This window comes from Pseudoalteromonas sp. CF6-2 (assembly GCF_021729425.1).
In the GTDB taxonomy this organism is placed as follows: domain Bacteria; phylum Pseudomonadota; class Gammaproteobacteria; order Enterobacterales; family Alteromonadaceae; genus Pseudoalteromonas; species Pseudoalteromonas arabiensis.
The window spans coordinates 667,030-688,868 of the sequence record NZ_CP091443.1 but is presented as its reverse complement, the minus strand read 5'-3'; the positions used below and the strand labels follow the sequence as shown (position 1 = coordinate 688,868).

Below are 21,839 nucleotides of genomic sequence, written 5' to 3'. Positions count from 1 at the left end.
TATTAACTCCATCATAAATATGGTTTTATTATTTATTTTGGTTGTTATAATTGAAATTGTGTATTTATAAGAGCGATGTTCTCTTGTAATCTTAAATAAGAAATGTAATATACCATATCGTTTCTTTTTTAGGTGTAAAATGGAAGGTAATAAAGGCAATGGAATGTTCACACTTGAAGAATATATAGCCCCCATCTCAGAAGATCATTTTGCGGGTATTGAACCTCGCTCAGATGTGTCTCCAACATCAACGTATTATTCTCTGAAAGATTTAAGAAATCAGTTGCGTGCGGCTGAGCGCTTAGCGCTTGTTGATGATGAAGGAATTGCATCTATAGCACGTGATTGGTTGCCATTACTTGACCAATGTAGCAATGCGTTAAAAACCGAAAGTAAAGATATTGAATACTTAGCTTGGTTTATTGAAGCAATGTGTAGAGTGCACGGTTTCAAAGGCTTAGCCTTTGCTTTTCGTGCCGCGCATGAGCTTATCGAAAATCATTTCGACGAATTATACCCATTACTGGATGAAGACGACGAGATATCAGATAAAGTCTCTGCATTAATAGGTTTAAATGGTGTTGCCAGTGAAGGTGCGCTAATTATCCCTATTAAAAGTATTCCTCTGACAGAAAGCCATAACTATGAACCTTTTACTTTCTGGGAATATCAACAAGCTTATGACACCTCTAGGTTAAGTGATGAAAAACGTGAAAAGAAAATAGCGCAAGGTGCTATTGATTTTGATGTCATCGAAAAAGGCGCCCAAGAAACGCCCGTTGAGTATTTTGTTGATTTAAAGAATGGCATTGAAAATGCGCTGACAGAGTTTTTACAACTGAGTGCATCACTTGATAAAGCAACAAACCAATCACAGCCAACTTCTTATATTAAACAAGCGCTTGAACAATGTTTAAATGCTGTACTTCATCTTGGTGCAGATAAACTGTCTGCGCTTGAACAGCAAGTTTTAGAAGAACAACAAGATATTGCTGAGGAAGATGAGTCTCAAGAGTCGTCTTCAGTGAGCACTAGCAAAAGTGATAATGGTGCAATCACCAGCCGCGAAGGCGCAATTAAAAAATTACAAGAAATAGCTCTCTATTTTAGAAAGACAGAACCACATTCACCTATGTCTTATACCATTGAGCAAGTTATTCGATGGAGCGAATTGTCGTTACCAGAGCTATTAAATGAATTAATAACCGATAGTGATGCTAGGACTGGATACTTTAAGCTGTCTGGCATCAAAGTTAGCGAAACAGAAACCGAGTAAAAGGAGTTTTGAATGAGTATCCACGACAAATTAAAACGTGTTCGTAAACCACGAGTCCACATTACCTATGATGTAGAAACTGAAGGCGCAGTTGTAAAAAAAGAACTCCCTTTTGTTGTTGGTGTAATGGGTGATTTTTCTGGCCACAATAAAGAAGTATTAAAGCCATTAAAAGACAGACGATTTATTCAAATTGACCGTGACAATTTCAATGATGTTTTAAAGAAAATGAGCCCTTCGCTGCAGTTAAATGTAGACAACACTTTAACGGATGATGGCTCACAATTCAGTGTTGATCTGAACTTTAAAACGATTGATGACTTTGAGCCTGCGGCTGTTGTTAACCAAGTTGAACCATTACGTAACCTAATGGAAACACGCAACAAGTTACGTGACTTAATGACAAAGATTGACCGCTCTGAAGAGTTAGAGAATGTGTTAGAAGAAGTACTGAGCAACACGGCGAGTCTTGACTCTATTGCGAAGGAATTAAAAGTTGAGGAGTCTGAAAAATGAGCACCGAAACGTTAGCACAAGATGTAGAAAATACAGCAACAACTGAGTCGGCGTCGTTATTAACGCAAGCGATTGGCGCAACAAAACAAACTGATGCAAGCAGAGCTGAAGAGTTATTACGTACGCTAACTGAAGAAGCATTGAAGGGCACTGTGCAATGGAATAAAAACATGACAGTGACGTTTAATGAAGCCATTCAGCTGATTGATCAAAAAATATCAAAACAGCTCAGCGTCATTATGCACCACGAAGACTTCCAAAAGCTTGAAGGTTCATGGCGTGGTCTAAGTCACTTAGTGATGAACTCAGAGACCAGCTCAACGCTTAAAATACGCGTGCTTAACATGAAGAAAAAAGAACTTCATAAAGATTTAAGTAAAGCGGTTGAGTTTGACCAAAGCCAGACATTTAAAAAGATTTATGAATCAGAGTTTGGTACACCAGGTGGTGAACCTTACGGCACGATTGTTGGTGACTTTGAATTCACAAATCACCCAGAAGATGTAGAAACATTAAGCTTAATGTCTAATGTTGCAGCAGCAGGTTTCTGTCCGTTTATTTCTGCGTCATCACCTTCTTTATTCGGTTTTGACAGCTGGGAAGAGCTAACAAAACCTAGAGATCTAGAAAAAGTATTTGAGTCACTTGAATACACTAAATGGCGCTCGTTCAGAGACAGCGATGATTCTCGCTTTGTATCGCTTACTATGCCACGCTTCTTATCTCGTTTACCTTACGGTGCGGCGTCTAAGCCAGTAGAAGAGTTTAACTTTGAAGAGTTCACTGTTGATCCGATTGATGGTCGCTCTGTGAATACTGATAATGGTGATTACTGTTGGAGTAATGCGGCATACGCAATGGCGACTAACATGACAAAAGCTTTCTCTCAGTATGGCTTCTGTACAGCTATCCGCGGAGCGGAAGGTGGTGGTAAAGTTGAAGGCTTACCAACCCATATTTTCACAAGCGATGATGGTGATCCGGATCTTAAATGTCCAACTGAAATCGGTATTACTGACCGTCGTGAAGCAGAGCTAAGCAAACTTGGTTTCTTACCGCTTTGTCATTATAAGAATACTGATTATGCGGTATTCTTTGGTGGCCAGTCTTGTCAGAAGCCACAAGTTTACTCAACGCCAGATGCAACAGCAAATGCTGCAATTTCAGCACGTCTACCCTACTTGATGGCAACATCTCGTTTTGCTCATTACTTAAAAGTAATGGCACGCGATAAAATTGGTAGCTTCATGGAAGCAGAAGACGTTGAGTCTTGGTTAAACCGTTGGATCCTGTCATACGTGAATGCGACTGAGGGTGGTGGTCAAGATATCCGTGCACGTTACCCATTAGCGGATGCAAAAGTGTCTGTAAAAGAAATACCAGGTCAACCTGGTGCGTACAACGCTGTTGCGTGGTTACGTCCATGGTTGCAAATGGAAGAGCTAACGTCGTCACTAAGATTAGTAGCGAAGATCCCTGAGATTGGCTAATACCTATGTGCATTAAGGATGATGCAAAATGAACTCCGAAGAGTTTTCATTCATAGAATCAGATGCTGTATTGAATCACAATACAGCATCTAATATTTGTGATAATAGTGCTTTATTGGAACGTTTTCTCAACGAGAAAGACACCTATAAGGCACTGTTGCTATGGCTTGAAGGCTCATCAGATTCACCATTAATATGGAACAAAGAATCAGTTGGTTCGTATTTACAACATACCATTGTCAAAATAGACGCACTTATATCTAAGCAATTGGATCACATTTTACATCACCCACAATTACAACGCTTAGAAGCAAGTTGGCGTAATTTGTGGTGGTTAGTAGGACAAACCGAACTTCACGACAAAGAAAAAAAAGTGAAGTTGCGTGTACTTAATTGCGATTGGATTACGCTATCTCGTGATGTAAATAAAGCAATCGACTTTGATCAAAGTAGTTTCTTTCAACTTATTTATCAAAATGAATTTGACCGTCCAGGTGGAGAGCCATTTGGTGTGCTTATTGGTGATTATGAAATTACCAATGGGTATACAAAAGGGACGATTTATAACGACATAGATACGTTAAAAGAAATATCTAAAGTAGCCGCTGCCTCTTTTTCACCGTTTATAAGTTCAGCTTCGGCAAACTTATTCGGTGCCGATAGTTTTGCTGATCTTGGTTATTACTTCGACTTATATAATCAATTCGAACAAGTTGAATATGTTAAATGGCGAAGCTTTCGGCAGATGGAAGATTCACGCTTTGTAGGCCTTGTTTTACCCCATGTGCTGGCGCGTGCCCCTTATAAAAATGATGGCACTCGCAACCAAGATTTTGCTTATCAAGAACGAATAACCAGCCCAGAAACCGAAATGCTTTGGGGCAATGCAGCTTATCAGTTTGTATTAACGCTTGTGCGTGCTTACTCTGAAAGTGGTTGGTTTGGTCAAATTCGTGGTATTGAGCCTGGTAAGGTTTCCAAAGGCATCGTCACCGGCCTTACGAAAAACTATTATTCGACAGATGTTTACAGAAAAGAAGCGAAACCACCGCTGGATTTAATTGTAACGAGTAAATTAGAAAAACAATTCTCTGAGTTAGGTTTTATCCCTGCATCATCTGTGACAAATACTGAACACTTAGTTTTTTATAGTAATGCTTCGGTACAACAGGCTAAGTACTACGACAGTGAAGTTTCAACTGTCAATGCGCGCCTGTCATCCATGCTGCAATATATTTTATGTGTGTCACGGTTTGCCCATTATTTAAAATTACTTGCCCGTGACCGTGTTGGCTCGTACAGCACAGCACAAGCATGTGAGCAAGGGTTGCAATCGTGGGTCAATAATTACACTACGGCGTCTGACTCCGCGTCTGAGCATATTCGTAGTAAATACCCACTTGCGAATGCAAAAGTGAGAGTGACCGAAAATAAATCGAGGCCAGGGCATTATTTTTCAGTTTTGCAACTACAGCCGCATTTTCAACTTGATCAAATGATATCGAGTATCAAATTAGTGACTGAGCTCAGTCCTCACCACCAAATAAAGGAATAAAAATGAGAGAGATCCATGCACTCATCAGAAACGGAAAATTAACAGAAGCACTTGAGTATTGTGCTGAAAAATTAAAAGATGATCCGCTTAATTTTGACATCAGAAGTGCTTACACGGAATTGTTATGTGTCAATGGTGAATTAGAAAAGGCAGATAAACAGCTTGATTTTATGGTCACCAAGTCACCAGAATTTGCTGTAGGCGCTGTTAATTTAAGACACCTGATTAGAGCAGAGCAAGCAAGACAAGACTTTTACGCGGGTAAAGCTGCACCCAAGTTATTTCATGATGCGAATGAGCTAGATGAAGCTTTTCTTGAAATGCATATCAACTTACTAGCTAATGATATTGATAAAGCAACTGAAATTGCAGCGCAAGTTGAGCAGCTTCGTACTAACACGGTTGAAGATCAACAAGCTGCCATCCGTGACCTAGATGATTCGATTAATCCGTATTTAGAGATACTTGGAACGAACGGTGAGTTTTATTTAGCTCGCTTTGATGAAATTGAAAAGCTTGAGTTCGAACCTGTTGATTCAATTGTTGAACAAATTTGGTTGCGCGCTGAAGTTATCATCAAGAATGGCCCAAGTGGTACAGCTCATATCCCTCTCGTTTACCCGTACTCTGAAACGGAGCTTGAGAAGCTAGGGCAAGTGACTGAATGGCAAGAATTAAGTGAAAACTTGATTCAAGGTAAAGGAATGAAAATGTTTTATGCAAATGATGAAGCTATTCTTATTTCTGACCTTGGTCGTTTCATCGCTTAAGCAGTGTTCGCATAATCATGATTGAAAGCAAACAGTCACTTAAAGCTTCGATTCTAGACCGTTTAATTGACGATGAACCTGAAATTCAGGAGTCGCCACAAAGAACGGATGGAATTAGTTTATCTCAGTTAAAAAATTCAGTGCGACGAGATATGGAAGCTTTGCTTAATGCTCGTATTCAATGGCATACATGGCCTAGTCAGTATACTGAGCTTGCGACATCTTGCTTATCTTATGGGCTCCCCGACTTTTCGAGTATGTCTGTGAGCTCTCATGAAGGGCGACTCGTGTTGTGCGAAAAAGTACGCGATGCCATTTTACGATTTGAGCCGCGTTTCATTGAAGTTGAAGTGTTAGTTGACGAAGAGTTGCCAATTAATCGTGTTTTAAACCTAAGAATAAATGCATTGTTATATGCCGATCCTGAGCCTGAGTTTATTAGTTTTAACTCTGAGGTTGAGCCGGTTAGCCTTGGCATGAAAATTTTCGAGTCTTCACTATGAATGATGAATTATTAAAATATTACAACCGTGAGTTGGCGTATGTTCGCCACTTAGGTAAAGACTTTGCTGAGAAGTACCCAAAGGTTGCTGGAAGACTAAAGCTCAGTGATGAAACGATTGAAGATCCTCATGTTTCAAGGTTGATTGAATCATTTGCGTTTTTGACAGCCAACATCAGACAAAAGCTTGATGATAGTTTTCCTGAACTTACAGATGCACTATTAGGTCAGCTCTATCCCGATTACCAAGCACCTATCCCTTCATTGTCTGTTATTAAGCTTGAGTCAGAAAACTTATCGACAACCGGTATCGTCATACCGAGAGGAAGTGAAGTCGAGACTAATGTTGAAAACATGAAGCAGTGTAAGTTTAAAAGCTGCTTTGACACCAACCTTTGGCCAGTTGAAATCACGGCGGCTCAATTTGATAATAGTCCGTTTATTGCACCAAAACCAACTTGGAATGAGCCTGCAAAAGCCATTTTCAAAGTACAGCTCACAGGTGAGTACGAAGGAGTACCGCTGCATGAGACTGAGCTTAATAATCTAAAAGTATTTATACACGGGCAGTGGCATTTTTCGTTAAAAGTGTACGAATTATTATTTAAACACTGTATTGGTATTGCCGTTGATAATGGCGATGAAGGTGTTCACTATCTGTCAAATGAGCATTTAAAGCCTGTTGGTTTTGAGCACGATGAGGCTGTAGTGCCTTATTCATTTCGCTCTTCATCTGGCTTTAGGTTATTGGTTGAACACTTTATCTTTCCTGAAAAGTTTAAATTTTTCGAATTACAAAATATTCGCCATGTGTTGCCGCGTGATTCAAACACAACGACCTTGTATTTCTATTTAGATACAGAATCTACAGAGTTAGAAAAACAGGTTGATAAAGACATGTTCTTATTGGGATGCACACCCATTATTAATATGTTTGAACAAGAAATTGAGCCGATCAGACCTGAGCTAAGTGAGTACGAGTACAAGCTTGCACCACGTTATATCGATTCTGAAATATCTGAAATCATAAGCATTGAAGAAGTCGTGGCATTTGACCATAAAGGTAATAAACAAATCGTTACGCCTTTTTATGGGCAAACACACCCTAAATATCAAGAACATAAAGATCTATTTTGGCATACACGCCGTGAAACCGCTTTATGGGCTGGCGGCTATGCAGAGGCGGGGACAGAAACCTATTTATCTTTAGTTAATGGTGGCTTTGAAAATAGCGCCCAAGAGCTGAGTGAAGGCAATAGTGTGTTAACCGTGCGCGCTCAATGCAGTAACCGAAATCTGCCAGCAAGCTTACCGTTTGGTGATGATGAACTTGGTTTGTCTATGCCAAAACGGGGCGATGTAATTAAAAAAATTAGGTGTTTAGTGGCACCTACTCACGCAGTCAGACCGGTATTAGGAAGTAGCACGCGTTGGCAGTTAATTAATCACCTTACCATTGATTCATTTAGCGGTGAAAACGCAGTCGATAAGTTGAAAGAAACACTTCGATTATATGATTTCAAAGCAACGCCACAATCAAAAGGCATGATCGATAATATCTACAATGTAAAGATTGAGCCAGCAACGGCGCGTGTAGTGCAAAATGGTCGAGTGGCGTTTGCATCTGGCACAGATATCGAAATTACCTTTGCAAATGATGACTTCTCGGGCAGTGGTGTATTCTTTTTTGCATCTGTTTTAGATTGTTTTTTCTCACAATTTGCTTCAATTAATAGCTTCACCCGTTTGAGTTTAAAACTCAAAGAGCAAGATCGAGTTTACCATCAATGGCCTGCTCGGGTTGGTTCTGGGGTTTTACTATGATTGATAAGTTACTGCACAGTGCAACTCAAACTGATTTTTATAAAGCCGTATTCATTATTGAATCACAGTTACAAGAATCTGCGCAGCAGTATCGTAAGGTTGGCTATGACAGTCACCCTAAACTAGAACTTATTCGTTTTTCGGCCACTCAAAAATTTGGTTTTGCCGGCAATGCGATCACAAACCTAAAATCATCAGGAACATACGAAGGCGCCACAAAATTTAATATGGAAGTCTCATTTATGGGAATGACGGGATGCTCTGGTGCGTTGCCTCATTTTTATAGTGAGCTGGTGATGCAAAGGTTGCGCTTTAAAGATACAACCATGCGTGATTTCTATGACATGTTTAATCATCGCTTAGTCTCTTTATATTATCGTGCTTGGAAGAAGTATAAGCCCACACTTAACTTTGCCAATAAAGAGCATGATCAACATACAAAGATCTTATCTTTGCTAAGCGGCGGTCGTGCCCCGCACCAGTTGTATTTTGGTGGCTTATTTAGCCGAAGAGCACGTAATGCTGCTGATTTGCGAAATATTCTCGCTTTCTATCTCGATTGTGATGTTGAGATTGCGCAGTTTGTTGGCCAGTGGCAACCATTAAAACAAAGCGAACAAACACAAATAACCAGTACGGGTTTTAATGCAAAGCATGCGCGTTTAGGTGTTGATGCGATGGCAGGAAAGCAAGTATGGGATATTTCTACAAAAGTAAAAGTGATTGTTAAACCAAAAGATGCAAAGCAAACAACGCGTCTTTTACCGCGCAGAGATTTATACGATCTGGCACACAAAATAACGAAAGATTTTCTCGGTAATCAAGTTCAACATGAGCTGGTTATTAAGTCGAATTTTTATGAATTAGATGCAACACAACTAAAAGAAGAGCGTTTTCAATTAGGCTGTAATAGCTTTCTTTTACCGCAAAGTGGTGTTCGTAAGGGAAACGTCACTGAGTTGTCGTTTAAAGGATAAATAAATACAAGGAAATATTATGTCTACCATGACACTAAATAAACTAGTTGAAAAGCTAAGTCCTGAATGTAAAAAAAGTCTTGAGCTAGCTGTTGCTATTTGTAATAGCCGCAGCCATTTTACTGTTGAACTAGAGCATTGGATTTTAGCATTGCTTGAACAGCAAGTTGATGACCTTAGACTCATTTTAAGTGCTTACGATATTGATGAAGACAAACTTAAGCACGACTTAAATAAGTCACTTGAATCGCATAAAACAGGGTGTAACTCATCACCTAGTTTATCAATTCATGTAACAAGCTTATTGAAACAAACTTGGCTAAGTACAAGCATTGAGTTTACAGACACACAAATACGCAGTGCCTACATTATTTATACGCTAGTGAAAGACGATACGTTAGCAAGCGTTGTCAGCCGTTGTAGTAAAGAGTTCAATAAAATTGATGCAGGGCAACTTTTACATGCTTGGCCAGAACTTGTTACTAAGTCGAATGAGGTAAACCCTGCTTCACAGACACAACAAGATGCGCCGGTAAATGTGTCATCGAAAACACCTAATCTCGATCAGTTTACAGTTGATTTAACGGCGCAAGCTAAAGCTGGCAAAATTGATCCTATCTTAGGCCGCGATTTTGAAATCCGCCAAATGGTCGATATTCTTACCCGCCGCAGACAAAACAACCCAATTTTAACGGGCGAAGCAGGGGTAGGTAAAACTGCGGTAGTTGAAGGTTTAGCACTGCGTATAGCGCAAGGAAGTGTTCCTGAAGTATTAAAAAATGTAAAAATCCATACTTTAGATCTTGCACTATTACAAGCTGGCGCAGGTATGAAAGGTGAGTTTGAAAATCGCTTAAAGTCACTTATTTCAGAAATTAAAAATGCCCCTTACCCAGTCATCCTTTTCATCGATGAAGCACACACCATGATCGGCAGCGGTGGCCAAGCGGGTCAAAATGATGCGGCAAATTTATTAAAGCCTGCATTAGCGCGTGGTGAGTTAAGAACGATTGCTGCAACAACATGGGCTGAGTATAAGAAGTTTTTCGAAAAAGATGCTGCATTAGCAAGACGTTTCCAAGTCGTTAAAGTGGAAGAACCAACACCAGAAAAAGCCATTGCTATGTTACGCGGCTTAGTGCCAGTGATGGAAAAACACCATAATGTATTTATTTCTGAGCAAGCATTAGAAAGCGCTGTTAACTTATCTCATCGCTATATCATTGGCAGACAACTGCCAGATAAAGCGGTTGGATTACTTGATACTGCATGCGCGCGCGTTGCTATGAGCCAAGCATCTAAACCTAACTCGATTGAAAAGCTAGAAAACGAGCAGTCAGAAATTAAATCTCAAATTGCTATGTTAAGCCGTGAACAGCGTACAGGCCTTGATCACAGCGAGATACTTGCAACACTTAACGAAAAAAGTGAACAAATCTCTCAGCAGCTTGAACCTCTAAAAGCGCAATTTGAGAGTGAAATGTCATTAATTAAAGACGTAAAAGAAGTACTTACTGCGCTTAACGATGATGACAATGACAACGCTGAGGAAATTCAGAAACTGCAGCAGTATAAAGAGAACCTTGCACAATTTGATTCGAATATGGTGCATTGGCAAGTCGATGATGAATTAATTGCCCAAGTTATTTCTGATTGGACTGGTATTCCTGTAGGTAAAATGCATGAAGATGAAGTTATCAGTGTTTTAAAACTTGCTGATACTATGAAACAACGTGTTGTAGGCCAAGACCATGCACTCGATCTGATTGCGAAAGTTGTGCAAACATCGAAAGCACATTTAGCCGATGAAAGCCGTCCTAATGGTATCTTTATGTTGGCAGGCCCAAGCGGGGTAGGTAAAACAGAAACTGCGCTTTCTTTAGCGAACGAAGTGTATGGTAGTGAAGAAAATATCACCATCATTAATATGTCTGAGTATAAAGAAGAGCATAAAGTGTCGCTGTTACTTGGCTCTCCTCCTGGTTATGTTGGTTACGGTGAGGGCGGTGTACTAACAGAAGCTATTCGTCGTAAACCTTATAGCGTAATTTTGTTAGATGAAATAGAAAAAGCACACCCAGGTGTTCACGATATTTTCTATCAAGTATTTGATAAAGGTACGATAAAGGATGGTGAAGGTAGAGATATCGACTTCAAAAATACCATCATCATCATGACTTCTAACGTGGGTACCGACACCACAATGAGCTTATTTGAGGATGAGGAGACTGCACCAAGCATTGCCGGTCTGCAAAAAGCATTACAAAATGATTTGTTAGATGTGTTTAAAGCAGCGTTTCTTGGCCGCATAAATGTTATTCCTTACATTCCATTAAGTAAGAGTACTCTTGCAGATATAGCAAGACTACAGTTGAATAAAATATGTAAGCGAGTTAAGAATAATTATAATTCTGAGCTTGTATACTCTGATTGCGTTATTGATTATATAGTTAGTAATTGCAATGACTCTGGTTCGGGTGCTAGGAATATACATACATTGTTGCAAAATAATGTATTGCCACTTTTATCGAAGAGACTACTTGATAACATAGTTTCAGGTGAGCAGTTAAATGAGATATCATTATTTATTAATGATGGTCACTTTGATTTTAAAGTAAGTTAATTATTAATCATAAGTTTTCTTGTTTCTTTTTTTGAGTCGGATTATAATTTCTCCGTCTTCATTAATTGATGGAACATTGAGACATTGTCTTCGTCTAGGGAAAGGATTGAGAAGACCCTTTCGTTGCGCAGTTAAAGATAGTGATTTCAAAGGAATTTTGGGTAACCAAAAGTAAATAATCCAGTTTAATGGATAAAATTTATAAATTAAAAAGGAGCATTATCATATGCAAGCAAATACATATTTAAAATACGGTTCAATTAAAGGTGAAACTACAGCTGAGTCTTTCAAAGACTTAATCACGGTTTTATCACTAGATTGGAATGTAAGTCGTGAAATTTCAGCTCACACTGGTACAGCAATGGACCGTGAGTCTAGCTCAACTCGTTTAGGCGATGTAACTATCACTAAACTTCAAGATAAAGCGTCTCCGGACTTATTCAAAGAAGCAACTATTGGTAAAGGCTTACCGGCTGTTTTCCATATCACTAAACAAGGTGATAAAGTTGAAGAAATCATGAAAATCGAATTAACAGATGCAATGATTTCTAGCTACTCTGTATCAGTTCAAAACGATCGCCCAATTGAAACTATCACTATCAGCTACACTGAAATGATGATGACAGTGACGCCTACTGATGATAAAAACAACATCACTGCACCACTTGTTTATGGTTACAGTGGCGTTAAAGGTCAGCAAATGTAATTTTTTGCAAAACCGACTAGCTCTGAGTTTTACTCAGAGCTTTTTTGATCTGTAGGAATAGGAAGCAAGGAATGCAAAAAGCAACACAAGATAAAAATGTAATTCAGATAAACACCCCAGCAGGCAAAGACGCACTGTATTTGACTCGACTTGTCGCACAAGAATCGATGTCAGATTTGTTTGTGATGTCAGTGAATATGTTCACTATTGGGACGCAAATCGCACATGAAGATCTTGTTGGTAAGCCTGTTTCCATAAAAGTTCGAAATGCCGACGGTGCAGGTGAGCGATACTTTCATGGTATTGTTAGCCAGTTGGTATCTAACGGAAGCCGCACGGCTGATGTTGACGAACAAAAGAACTATATTGATTATCACGCAACGATTGTTCCTTACGCAGCGTCAATGCGTAACAGAAAGAACAGCCGTATTTTTCAAAAGAAAACCATTCAAGATATTTTTGCTGATTTATTTGGTCAGCATAATGTTGCATTCAAAGATAACACCACTAAAACGTACCCTAAGTATGAATATTGTGTTCAATATCAAGAATCTGACTTTGACTTTATTCAGCGATTACTACAACAAGAAGGGATTTTTTACTTCTTCGAACACAGTAAAAGTAATCATACTTTGGTTCTTGCGGATGATATCACTGCCTATGAAGAGTGCGCGGAGGCTAAAGTTGTGTTTAGCTCTGGCCATTTAAGCGAGTCTCATGTCAATAAATGGCAAGGTGGCTTAAGTTTAGCACCAGGCAGCTACAAACGAATTGGTTATGATTTTAAGCAACCGCCAAGATACCCAGATGGTGATCACGCTAAAGCTGATTTACCCACTCAGTCGGTTGCCGAAGTATTTGAATACACAGGCGAAGCAGAAACGCATCCTCGTGCTGCAAATTTAGCGGCACTGCAGCTAGAGTCACTCCAGCGAAATATGAAATTAAGTAGTGGTCGAAGTGACTGCCGATCTTTTTCTGTTGGTAAACTGTTCAGTTTTAAAAAGCACGAAGATCCGCGCCTAGAGGGCAAAACATTTGCAATTACCTCATTGCTAACCGCGATCACGGTGCCAAACCAATCTGGCGGACAACAATCTCAAACTGAAGAGGTTTTTTCTAATCACTTTGAGTGTGTTCCAAAAGATGTGCCTTACCGTGCAGCCCATATTAAAAATAAACCTGTTATAAACGGTGTACAAACGGCCATCGTGACGGGTGACAGTGCCGATGAAATTATGATCGACCAGTATGGTCGTGTAAAAGTGCAATTTGATTGGGACCGTGAAGGTAAAAAAGATTCTCAAAGCTCGTGTTGGATTAGGGTTGCTCAAAATTGGGCCGGTAAAAAATGGGGCGCATTCTTTTTCCCTCGCGTTGGACAAGAGGTGTTGGTCGACTTTATAAATGGTGACCCTGACCAACCGATAATTAGCGGCGCGGTTTATAACGCCGATCTAATGCCTCCGTATGCTTTACCTGCTGAAAAAACACAAAGTGGTATAAAAACTCGCTCTACAAAAGAAGGTGGGGCCGATAACTTTAATGAGCTGCGTTTTGAAGATAAAAAAGGCAGCGAATTAGTTTACATGCAAGCAGAAAAAGACAAACAATTGTATGTAAAGAACGATCAAAAAGAAAAAATTGATAACGATCGTTTTCTAGAAGTTGGCAACAACGATGACGCTAAAATAAAAGTAAATCGTACGGTTGATATTGGCGATAATGACACTTTAAAAGTGGGTAAAACACTTAACATTGAAGCTGGAAAAGAAATTGTTATTAAAACGGGCTCAGCAAAAATAACGATGAGCAGCAGTGGTAATATTGCCATTGAAGGCACAAATATTGATATCAAAGGCAGTAATGTAAAAGTAGATGGCAGTGCAATTACACTCTCTGCCGGCATGATTAAGCTGAATTAAGCTATGGAACTGATTACAACTTTTCAAACAGGTGCTGTTCATGGAGCTGCTAGCAGCGGCTTTACCGTGTATTGTCGCTATGGTTTACCGCATTTAGTGTGTTTATCGGTAAACCGTCCGGATGATCCTTTTTTGAGTCTGCCAATTGATTACTTTAAAGGCCATGATGGTTATTTTGCTGAGCAATTTTTTTATAACCTTCATCCTAATTTGAACAGTAGTAATGTGCTTTCTTATGTATATCAATATGCGACACAGACTAGCTCAATCATAAACGACTTATCTTATGATGATATCGTAGAAGAGCTGGCGAAGCTTGTAAGTGTTAATAAGTTACAAGTTATCCCTCTGTACGATTAATGGATGTGAAAACAAGGAATAGGTTATGGGTAAACCCGCTTCAACAATTGGTCATATGCACCTTTGTCCTAAAGTAACTGCACAAGTTCCTCACGTTGGTGGCCCAATTGTGGCGGGTTCATCAAATGTATTAATTGGTAGTATGCCAGCAGCAAGAAAAGGCGATATGCTGATTTGTGTTGGCCCTCCTGATAGCATCAATAGCGGATCATCTACCGTTAAAATAAACGGAAAGCCAGCAGCTAGAATGGGAGACGGAACGTCTCATGGCGGCAAAATTATCGTTGGTAATCCAACCGTGTTGATCGGCGGTTAATCATGCTTGCTATGTTGCTAAAAGCGCATTCAAATACTTTAAATCAACTACACAGTGCACAACAGAATCCTTTCTATTCTGTTGACTATTTGATGCAAGCTCGTCAGCAACTCATATTAAAACTTCATGCTTATGATTCTGAGATTCTGCAAGTTACATTGTCAGCCGCGCAGTTATTGCAAGCACTTCGAGAGTTGAACACTGGCGAAGTATTAGCTAGCACATTGGCTGAAGCATGCTTGGTCACGTTATTAATGTCGCCTAAAAAGTTAACTCATGAGTGCGTAGCGCAGTTAAATGAAAATGACGAAAAAGAGCTGCCAGTTAAACAGCTACTCGTTGAAAAGTTAGCAATTTATCGTGGTCGAACAGAAACGGCTTATGCGCAGACATTTGATGCACTTAAGCCGATTTACTTTAGTCAGTCTGCTCAGCATGCTGAGTTATTTAAAGCATTTAAACAAGCCGCTATAGAATTACCAACAACAAAGGCGTTGTTTAAAACCACGAACGATTTTGCTGAGCTAAATTTAATTAATTCACCGTTAATGTCTGCTTATTTATTATTGCTGGATCAACAACGCGTGAATCATGTATGCAACTTTGCAAGCCAAGCACTGTCTCGAGAAGAGGCGTTACAAGTGATGTTGCATACAGGCATGCCTAAATATGTTCCGTTAGTTGTGTCGTTGTTATCGGATGTTGAGGATGCAGAGCCACTTATTAATGGTATAAAGCGTTGTTTGGGGGCTGAATTAGATAATTTAGTGGCCTATGAAACTCAGGTGCAAGCACAAACAGATGCACAAGCGATCGTTGATTTTCAACAGCAGTTTAACCAGCATTGGCCTGAGCACGAGTCATATTATGCTGGCAAAACTTTAGTATATGGCTATGCATTAAATCAACCGATTGATAAAGTAAAACAGCAAGGTGTTGATCAACAAAGCTGGCAAGTATTAGCAATTTTAAATGCACTTAAGTTGGATAGTAAAAACTATCAAGAGAGTGTTAATTGAGTGCATTTAAAATTAACATCGACCAGTTTGAAACGCCGTATAAGCTCAGTCCTGAAGAATTACTATTAGAAGGTGGTTCTAGTGAAGGCTGTGTAGTTCCTTGGCATTCAACTGATGCGTTTGTGTATGACTGCATCATGAAAGCTAAGTCTGTTTTTAAAACGGATTTCGCGCAAAATGGTACTGTAATGTGGCTTTTGCCTGCGTTGCCGTTTCAAGGTGAACTAAAAACACTTTTTGCAACGAGCTTACAGCAATGCTTTGGCACGCCCTTAGAGCACCTGTTTTTTGAAGGTTGCCATGGTATACATTCAGCACTTATGCTGGCTCAACAGAGCAGCCTTGAAAATGTAACAGTGATCGCCATTGATGGTGTTTTTAAAGCAAATAAGCGCGAACAATTTGATTATTTAGGTGTTGCTGCAAGCACGGCTAATATCGAGTTTATAAATACTGGATGGGTGTTACAATCAGCAGAGATGGTTGCTTCGATAGACCTTGCTAAGCATAACCCTATTCAAGGGGAGCTAAAGCGTGTTTTATCGCTTAATGAGCAGCCAATAGATATAATTTTCGCCCCAGGAAATGGCGTAGAAAGTGATGACTGGTTAAATTATTTACCAGTGTTAAGTAACAAAATTAATGAACAGACGATTTTTCAATTACCTAATTATAAATTAGGAAAACTAGGTGCATTAGAAGGGATTATCAACCTTGCAACGCTGACAAATAGCCCATTTTACAATGACAGTTTGTCTCAGGCGTTAGTGATAACTCAAGAAAGTAACAAGTACCAAGCCGTCGCGTCATACTTATGGACAAGTAAGGAAGTGTGCAACTAATGGATAGCAGAGCAGTTGTTTTACAAGGAATAAGCTACCCAATTTGTGTGGTGTTAGCTAAGCAAAAAGCCCCCAGTGGCTTTGAGCCTGTTTCGACGAGCACGCCGGATAGTGCGTACAAGTACGTTGCTGAGTTAGGCACGGCATTAAGTGGTGATGCATCGAAACGTTTAGATCTCATTCAACTACTACAAGCTGCGGGTATTCATTGTCCAAGGCAGGCATCTGCGCGTGAAACCGCCACAGCCTTAGTGAGTGCGCTTACCTCAGGCGCAGTGAGCTGTTACCGACAAAAAGCGAAAACAGTTATTCAAGTGAGCGATAATACTCGTTCATCGCAAGCCAAAAAATCACAATCAAAAAGCAGCTCAAGTAGCGGTAAAAAAGCAACGCAAGCACCTGCAAGTAATAGCGGGGGGGCAAGCAATGCCACTGCCAGTGAAACCCCGATTACAGAGCAAGAATGTCGTTCAGACCCTGTTTCAATGTTGACGGGTGAGGAAATACTGCCGTTAGTGGATTTTACGCTCGCTGCGAATAAGCCACTTAATTGGCGACGTTTGTATCGCTCATCAAAGTGTAATCAACGCTCACTGCTCGGTAATGGGTGGCGCCATGATTACATGGTGAAATTAACAGAGCATTACTTACCACCCCCAAAAGTTGGCCCGAAGAAAAAAGGCACTTACTGGTTAGAGTACCATGATGAACATGGTGCGACTCATCGATTTGAAAAAGTAAAACCAGGCCAGTCTAGCTACCAGCTGAGCAGTAACCTTGCCTTACATTACAAAACAAACGGCAAACAAGTGTTGGTAACACCGAATGACCATCATTTAACGTTTATGCCTAGTGAGTCTGCGTGGTTACTTGAAAAGATCATTAACGAAAAAGGCCAGAGCACACGTTTTTATTATGACTCTCAAGAGCGCTTAGAGCGCATAGAGGTGAATAAAGCACGTGGTTGCGTTTTAAAATATAATAAACAAGGACTGCTAAAAGCAGTTCATGCCTATAGAACAAATGAACACAATAAGCTTGTTCTGATTGATCAGCCTCTGGCACGTTATGAATACGATGAACAGCAAAATTTAGTTGCTGCAACAAACCAACATGGTGAGCAAGAGCGCTATGAGTACAATGCTGCGCATTTATTAATAAAGCGGACCAGAGCAAGCGGTTTTAGTCATCATTTTGAATGGGATTCATACGGTTACGATGCCAAATGTATAAAACAATGGGGTGATGACAATACCTATTGCTATGAGTTTGAGTATCAAGGGAATAAAACAACCAGTATCGACTCTCGCGGTAATCAAGAGCATTTTGTTCATAACGAACAAGGTAAATTGATTGAGCATACGGATGCCAACGGTCACACCACAACCTACGGATACAATGCGCTTGGACAAAAGCTGACACAAACAGACCCCTTGGGCAATCAAACTCAATATGCCTATACAGAGTATGGTCAGCTTGCCTCTGTTACTCAACCTGATGGTACTCGTACTCAGTTTGGCTATAACCAACTCGGCCAACAAGTGTTAACTATCTTGCCAAATGGCGACAAGATCCAACGTAAGTACAGTGCCTCTGGATTACTGCAAAGCGAAACCCTAGCAGATGGTCGAATTGCGCTTTATAGCTACGATCAACAAGGTAATTTAACGCAACACATCACGCCTAACGGCCATGTTTTAAAATATACGTGGAACGAACATGGTGAGTTACTTGCTAAGCAGCATAATAATGAGCTTATTCGTTATAGCTACGATAACTTAGGCCGCATTAATGCAACAATAAACCAAGCAGGGCTGCTTACTCAGTATAAATACAATGAGCAGGGGCAACTTGTGCAAACCACCGCGTTTGCTCAAAATGATCCAGAAAATAAACAACAGCAATACTTCACATACGATGAAGCGGGTAGGTTAGTTAGCTCACAAAACAGCAACGGCGATACCACAGAGCAACACTTTGAAGGGCTAAGCCAGCCGCATTGTGTTATTCAACCCGACGGCAGCGCACTGCATTTAACTTATGATAAAGAGCGCAACTTAACGGCTATTGAGCGCAGTGACGGCCATGTATACCGTATAAACTACGATGCAAACGAAAACCCAACTCAGGTAACGGGTTTTGATGGCACGATACAACAATACAAGTATGATGCTTGTAATCGCTTAGTGTCAGTAACACAAAGCGATAAACGCCATGTAAAAATTAAGCGTGACAAACTAGGCCGCATAATTTCGCAGCACGCAAGCCTTGCCACAGGCAAACAAATCATTAATAACGCTAACCATTACACCTACACGGCAGAAGGCAAAATAGCTCGCGCTCATAATGCGCAGTCGACGATAAAACAAGCGTTTGATAAAGGTGGTCGATTAATCGATGTTGAGCAAATTCATAATCAACATCAAACACATAAACTTGCATACACCTATGATGACTATGGGAGAAGGCAGTCTCTCGCTCTGCCAGACTCAACAACGCTTGATTATCACTACAATGAATTTGGTCAGCTTAGTGCAATTCAAGTAAAACAGGCCAGTGGCGATTTAACAAAACTGGTTGAACTTGGTTACGACAGCCAAAATAACATTCAAACACAGCACTTTGGTAATGAGGTCACCCTTACTCAACAGTTTGATGTATTCAACCGCTTAACACAGCAGCAGTTAACCCATCCTGCGCAAGCACTATTCGATACCTGTACGTACAATTACGACAGTGTAAACCAGTTGATTGCGCGTAAAGAAGAAGGGGTTAGTAGTCATAACATTAATTTTGAATACAACAGCCTTGGCCAGTTAATTAAGCAAAACCTAGCAAGCGCTGAGGTTGATACGACTACCCAATACCAGTGGGACAGCTTTGGTAACCCTGTTAGCCAATCAAAACTAAAAAATGGCGAATTAACCGACCAGCAAGCTGATACCAGCGATGCAATTAATCACGTTGAAAATAACGATTCAGCGTATACAAATGATGTTATTCACAGTGAATACAGCGATTCGATTGCAGCATCAGATAGTAACTTAACTGATGATACTGTAATTCAAAGCACAACCGAGGCCGACCGCTTAACACACTTTGGCGACAGCGACTTTCATTACGATGAATGTGGTAACCAAATACGTGAAACCGGTAAAGGTATTAAAACACACCGTGAATACAATGCGTTCAACCAATTAAGCAGCTTTAATAACAATGGTACGCTCACTCATTACGACTACGACCCATTGGGTCGACGCATTGCCAAGCATACCGAGCATGGCAAGATTGATTACATTTGGGATAACGACCAGCTAATTGGCGAATACCAACACGGCGAATATACCTGGTACATCAACCTACCCAATCAATTTCACCCAGTTGCACTGATTAAACAGGGTGAGGTGTATTACTACCACTTAGACCAGCTCAACACCCCACGTTTTGTAACCAACAACAACGCAGAAGTTGTATGGCAAAACCACGCGGATGTGTATGGCTATGAAGAGCCTGAGGCATCTATTAAAAACAGCTTCACTCAGCCAATACGTTTTCAAGGGCAGTATTTTGATGAGGAAAGTGGTCTTCACTACAACCGCTACCGTTATTATAGCCCAAAACAGCAGCGCTTTATAAACCAAGACCCGATTGGTTTAGTGGGAGGTATTAATCATTACCAATATGCGCCGAACCCAGTTAATTGGGTGGATCCGTTTGGATTGAGTTGTAAGGAAGGTATTGCCACCGTCCTTAGAATAGGCAGGGGTAAAGATACTCATTTTGCCATTCAGGTAAAAACTAAACTTGAAGTGACTAAGACACATCAACTGGGTGGAACTGATGATAATGGTATTAGTAGTAGAACCCTTATTGATAGCTACGATGAAGAGGATGACTTTGCAGGTAAATTGATAGAAAAAGCTACAATAAAGTTGCCAGATGCGATAGCTGCGATTGATTTACAGAGGCAGCTAATGCTCAATAGTGAAATAGCCCTAGATGCAGCCGATGGTGATCCTGATAATTTACAAACACCTCTATATGATGCTGCTACTCAAAGTTGCTTAACGCACGTTTTCGACGTGTTGGAGGCTGGTGGGATAGAAGGTACACCTAAAAACTCTTCTATTCGAGATAAATCAGTCCGTAAATTTACACGTGATATGATGAATGGGAAGATAGGTGAAGAAGATATTTCAGAAGTTGTGGAAGAGTTTAAGGATAATAAAGCAACTTGGAAAATTGATAGTAAAGGTAGGCCTATTTCAGTTGAGGCAACGTTGAAATCTACTTATCATGGTAAACGCTCACATGAAGAGAAAAAAGCACAAAGTGAAGCTGGAGGTGAAGATAGGCTAGCTGATGATGATGGCGGTCATTTAGTTGGCCATCGCTTTATGAGTGATCAAGGAACGAAGAACTTATTCCCACAGAACTCTAACTTCAATCGAGGTAGTTATAAGTCGATGGAAAATGAGTGGGCAGATTGGACCGAAGCTGGATTTGAAGTCAAGCTAAAGGTTTCGCTTGAGCCTTCTGGAGCTGTTCGGCCTACTGATGTAATTAGTGAGTACGAGGTATGTGACTCAAAAACTGGTGATGTGGTTTATGAAAAACGACACAAGTTTAATAACCAGAGCGGTGAGACTTTTGGGCGGGTTGCAAAGAAAGATATTGAGAAGTTTAAAGGAATTTTATGAATATTAAAGATGAAACATTAATCGAGATTGCTGGATTATTTTTGCGTTGTAAGAAAGTTGTGGAAAATCCTTGGACAGAGTTTGTGTTTATTTTTGAGTTCGGAGAAGGGCACATATCTAATTCAGGTTTTTTATACGATGGTGAAAAGGTTAGACCTGCTATAGCTTCAATTGAAGATGAACAATTGCTATTAGATAATACTTTAGAACAATTAAGAGAAGATATTTATTTGCAATGCGGTGAAAAGTTTAATCAACTATTATTTCAAATGGAAAAAGAAACAAAGCGCTTCAAAATTGATTTCGAATTTGATGATCCAAAACGGTGGGCCATTACACCTAGTAATATGTTCGAAATGCGAGAGAAACTCCGTCCTAAGTTTGATTGATTTTAATACAATATTGTAGGAACGAGCTTCAATTTGCAGAATAAACACA

Annotated in this window: 17 protein-coding genes; all 17 read left to right on the top strand. The window is 40.0% G+C overall.

Annotation, left to right across the window (positions count from 1 at the left end; all coding sequences use genetic code 11):
- Positions 1–139: 139 nt before the first annotated feature.
- The 17 genes from tssA to L3Q70_RS19670 all read left to right on the top strand — a co-directional run bounded on the left by tssA (position 140) and on the right by L3Q70_RS19670 (position 21,790).
- On the top strand, positions 140–1,276 hold the full coding sequence (gene tssA / locus L3Q70_RS19750; RefSeq protein ID WP_237115427.1) for a type VI secretion system protein TssA: 1,137 nt from the start codon (positions 140–142) through the stop codon (positions 1,274–1,276).
- Between the two features lie 12 nt (positions 1,277–1,288).
- Positions 1,289–1,792 (top strand): type VI secretion system contractile sheath small subunit, encoded by a 504-nt coding sequence (gene tssB / locus L3Q70_RS19745; RefSeq protein ID WP_062567659.1) that lies wholly within the window; start codon positions 1,289–1,291, stop codon positions 1,790–1,792.
- Positions 1,789–3,282, top strand: coding sequence for a type VI secretion system contractile sheath large subunit (gene tssC, locus L3Q70_RS19740; RefSeq protein ID WP_062567658.1), 1,494 nt, complete (start codon positions 1,789–1,791; stop codon positions 3,280–3,282). Before tssB ends, tssC (L3Q70_RS19740) begins: the two co-directional genes overlap by 4 nt.
- A 28-nt stretch (positions 3,283–3,310) precedes the next feature.
- Positions 3,311–4,837, top strand: a complete 1,527-nt coding sequence (tssC, locus tag L3Q70_RS19735) for a type VI secretion system contractile sheath large subunit (RefSeq protein ID WP_062567657.1) — start codon at positions 3,311–3,313, stop codon at positions 4,835–4,837.
- Between the two features lie 2 nt (positions 4,838–4,839).
- On the top strand, positions 4,840–5,607 hold the full coding sequence (locus tag L3Q70_RS19730; RefSeq protein WP_062567656.1) for a type VI secretion system accessory protein TagJ: 768 nt from the start codon (positions 4,840–4,842) through the stop codon (positions 5,605–5,607).
- A gap of 17 nt (positions 5,608–5,624) precedes the next feature.
- Complete coding sequence (gene tssE, locus L3Q70_RS19725; protein ID WP_062567655.1) at positions 5,625–6,110, top strand: type VI secretion system baseplate subunit TssE; 486 nt, start codon at positions 5,625–5,627, stop codon at positions 6,108–6,110.
- On the top strand, positions 6,107–7,933 hold the full coding sequence (gene tssF / locus L3Q70_RS19720) for a type VI secretion system baseplate subunit TssF (RefSeq protein WP_237115426.1): 1,827 nt from the start codon (positions 6,107–6,109) through the stop codon (positions 7,931–7,933). Before tssE ends, tssF begins: the two co-directional genes overlap by 4 nt.
- Entirely contained in the window at positions 7,930–8,910 is a 981-nt protein-coding gene (gene tssG / locus L3Q70_RS19715) for a type VI secretion system baseplate subunit TssG (RefSeq protein ID WP_062567653.1), read from the top strand. The genes tssF and tssG overlap by 4 nt, the downstream gene beginning before the upstream one ends.
- A 19-nt stretch (positions 8,911–8,929) precedes the next feature.
- The gene (gene tssH / locus L3Q70_RS19710; RefSeq protein ID WP_062567652.1) at positions 8,930–11,533 is read left to right on the top strand and encodes a type VI secretion system ATPase TssH; all 2,604 of its coding nucleotides are present in this window, start codon (positions 8,930–8,932) and stop codon (positions 11,531–11,533) included.
- Positions 11,534–11,759: 226 nt separating this feature from the next.
- Positions 11,760–12,239, top strand: a complete 480-nt coding sequence (locus tag L3Q70_RS19705) for a type VI secretion system tube protein Hcp (protein WP_062567651.1) — start codon at positions 11,760–11,762, stop codon at positions 12,237–12,239.
- 71 nt (positions 12,240–12,310) lie between these two features.
- The gene (tssI, locus tag L3Q70_RS19700; RefSeq protein WP_130151803.1) at positions 12,311–14,164 is read left to right on the top strand and encodes a type VI secretion system tip protein TssI/VgrG; all 1,854 of its coding nucleotides are present in this window, start codon (positions 12,311–12,313) and stop codon (positions 14,162–14,164) included.
- A 3-nt stretch (positions 14,165–14,167) separates the two neighbouring features.
- Positions 14,168–14,524 carry a hypothetical protein gene (locus L3Q70_RS19695; RefSeq protein WP_062567649.1) on the top strand — a complete coding sequence of 119 codons (357 nt, stop codon included), beginning with the start codon at positions 14,168–14,170 and terminating at the stop codon, positions 14,522–14,524.
- Between the two features lie 25 nt (positions 14,525–14,549).
- On the top strand, positions 14,550–14,840 hold the full coding sequence (locus L3Q70_RS19690) for a PAAR domain-containing protein (protein WP_062567648.1): 291 nt from the start codon (positions 14,550–14,552) through the stop codon (positions 14,838–14,840).
- Positions 14,841–14,842: 2 nt separating this feature from the next.
- The gene (locus L3Q70_RS19685; protein ID WP_237115425.1) at positions 14,843–15,859 is read left to right on the top strand and encodes a hypothetical protein; all 1,017 of its coding nucleotides are present in this window, start codon (positions 14,843–14,845) and stop codon (positions 15,857–15,859) included.
- The gene (locus L3Q70_RS19680; RefSeq protein WP_237115424.1) at positions 15,856–16,701 is read left to right on the top strand and encodes a hypothetical protein; all 846 of its coding nucleotides are present in this window, start codon (positions 15,856–15,858) and stop codon (positions 16,699–16,701) included. The genes L3Q70_RS19685 and L3Q70_RS19680 overlap by 4 nt, the downstream gene beginning before the upstream one ends.
- Positions 16,701–21,401 (top strand): RHS repeat-associated core domain-containing protein, encoded by a 4,701-nt coding sequence (locus L3Q70_RS19675; protein ID WP_237115423.1) that lies wholly within the window; start codon positions 16,701–16,703, stop codon positions 21,399–21,401. The genes L3Q70_RS19680 and L3Q70_RS19675 overlap by 1 nt, the downstream gene beginning before the upstream one ends.
- On the top strand, positions 21,398–21,790 hold the full coding sequence (locus L3Q70_RS19670) for a hypothetical protein (RefSeq protein ID WP_062567645.1): 393 nt from the start codon (positions 21,398–21,400) through the stop codon (positions 21,788–21,790). The genes L3Q70_RS19675 and L3Q70_RS19670 overlap by 4 nt, the downstream gene beginning before the upstream one ends.
- The last annotated feature ends 49 nt before the right edge of the window (positions 21,791–21,839 follow it).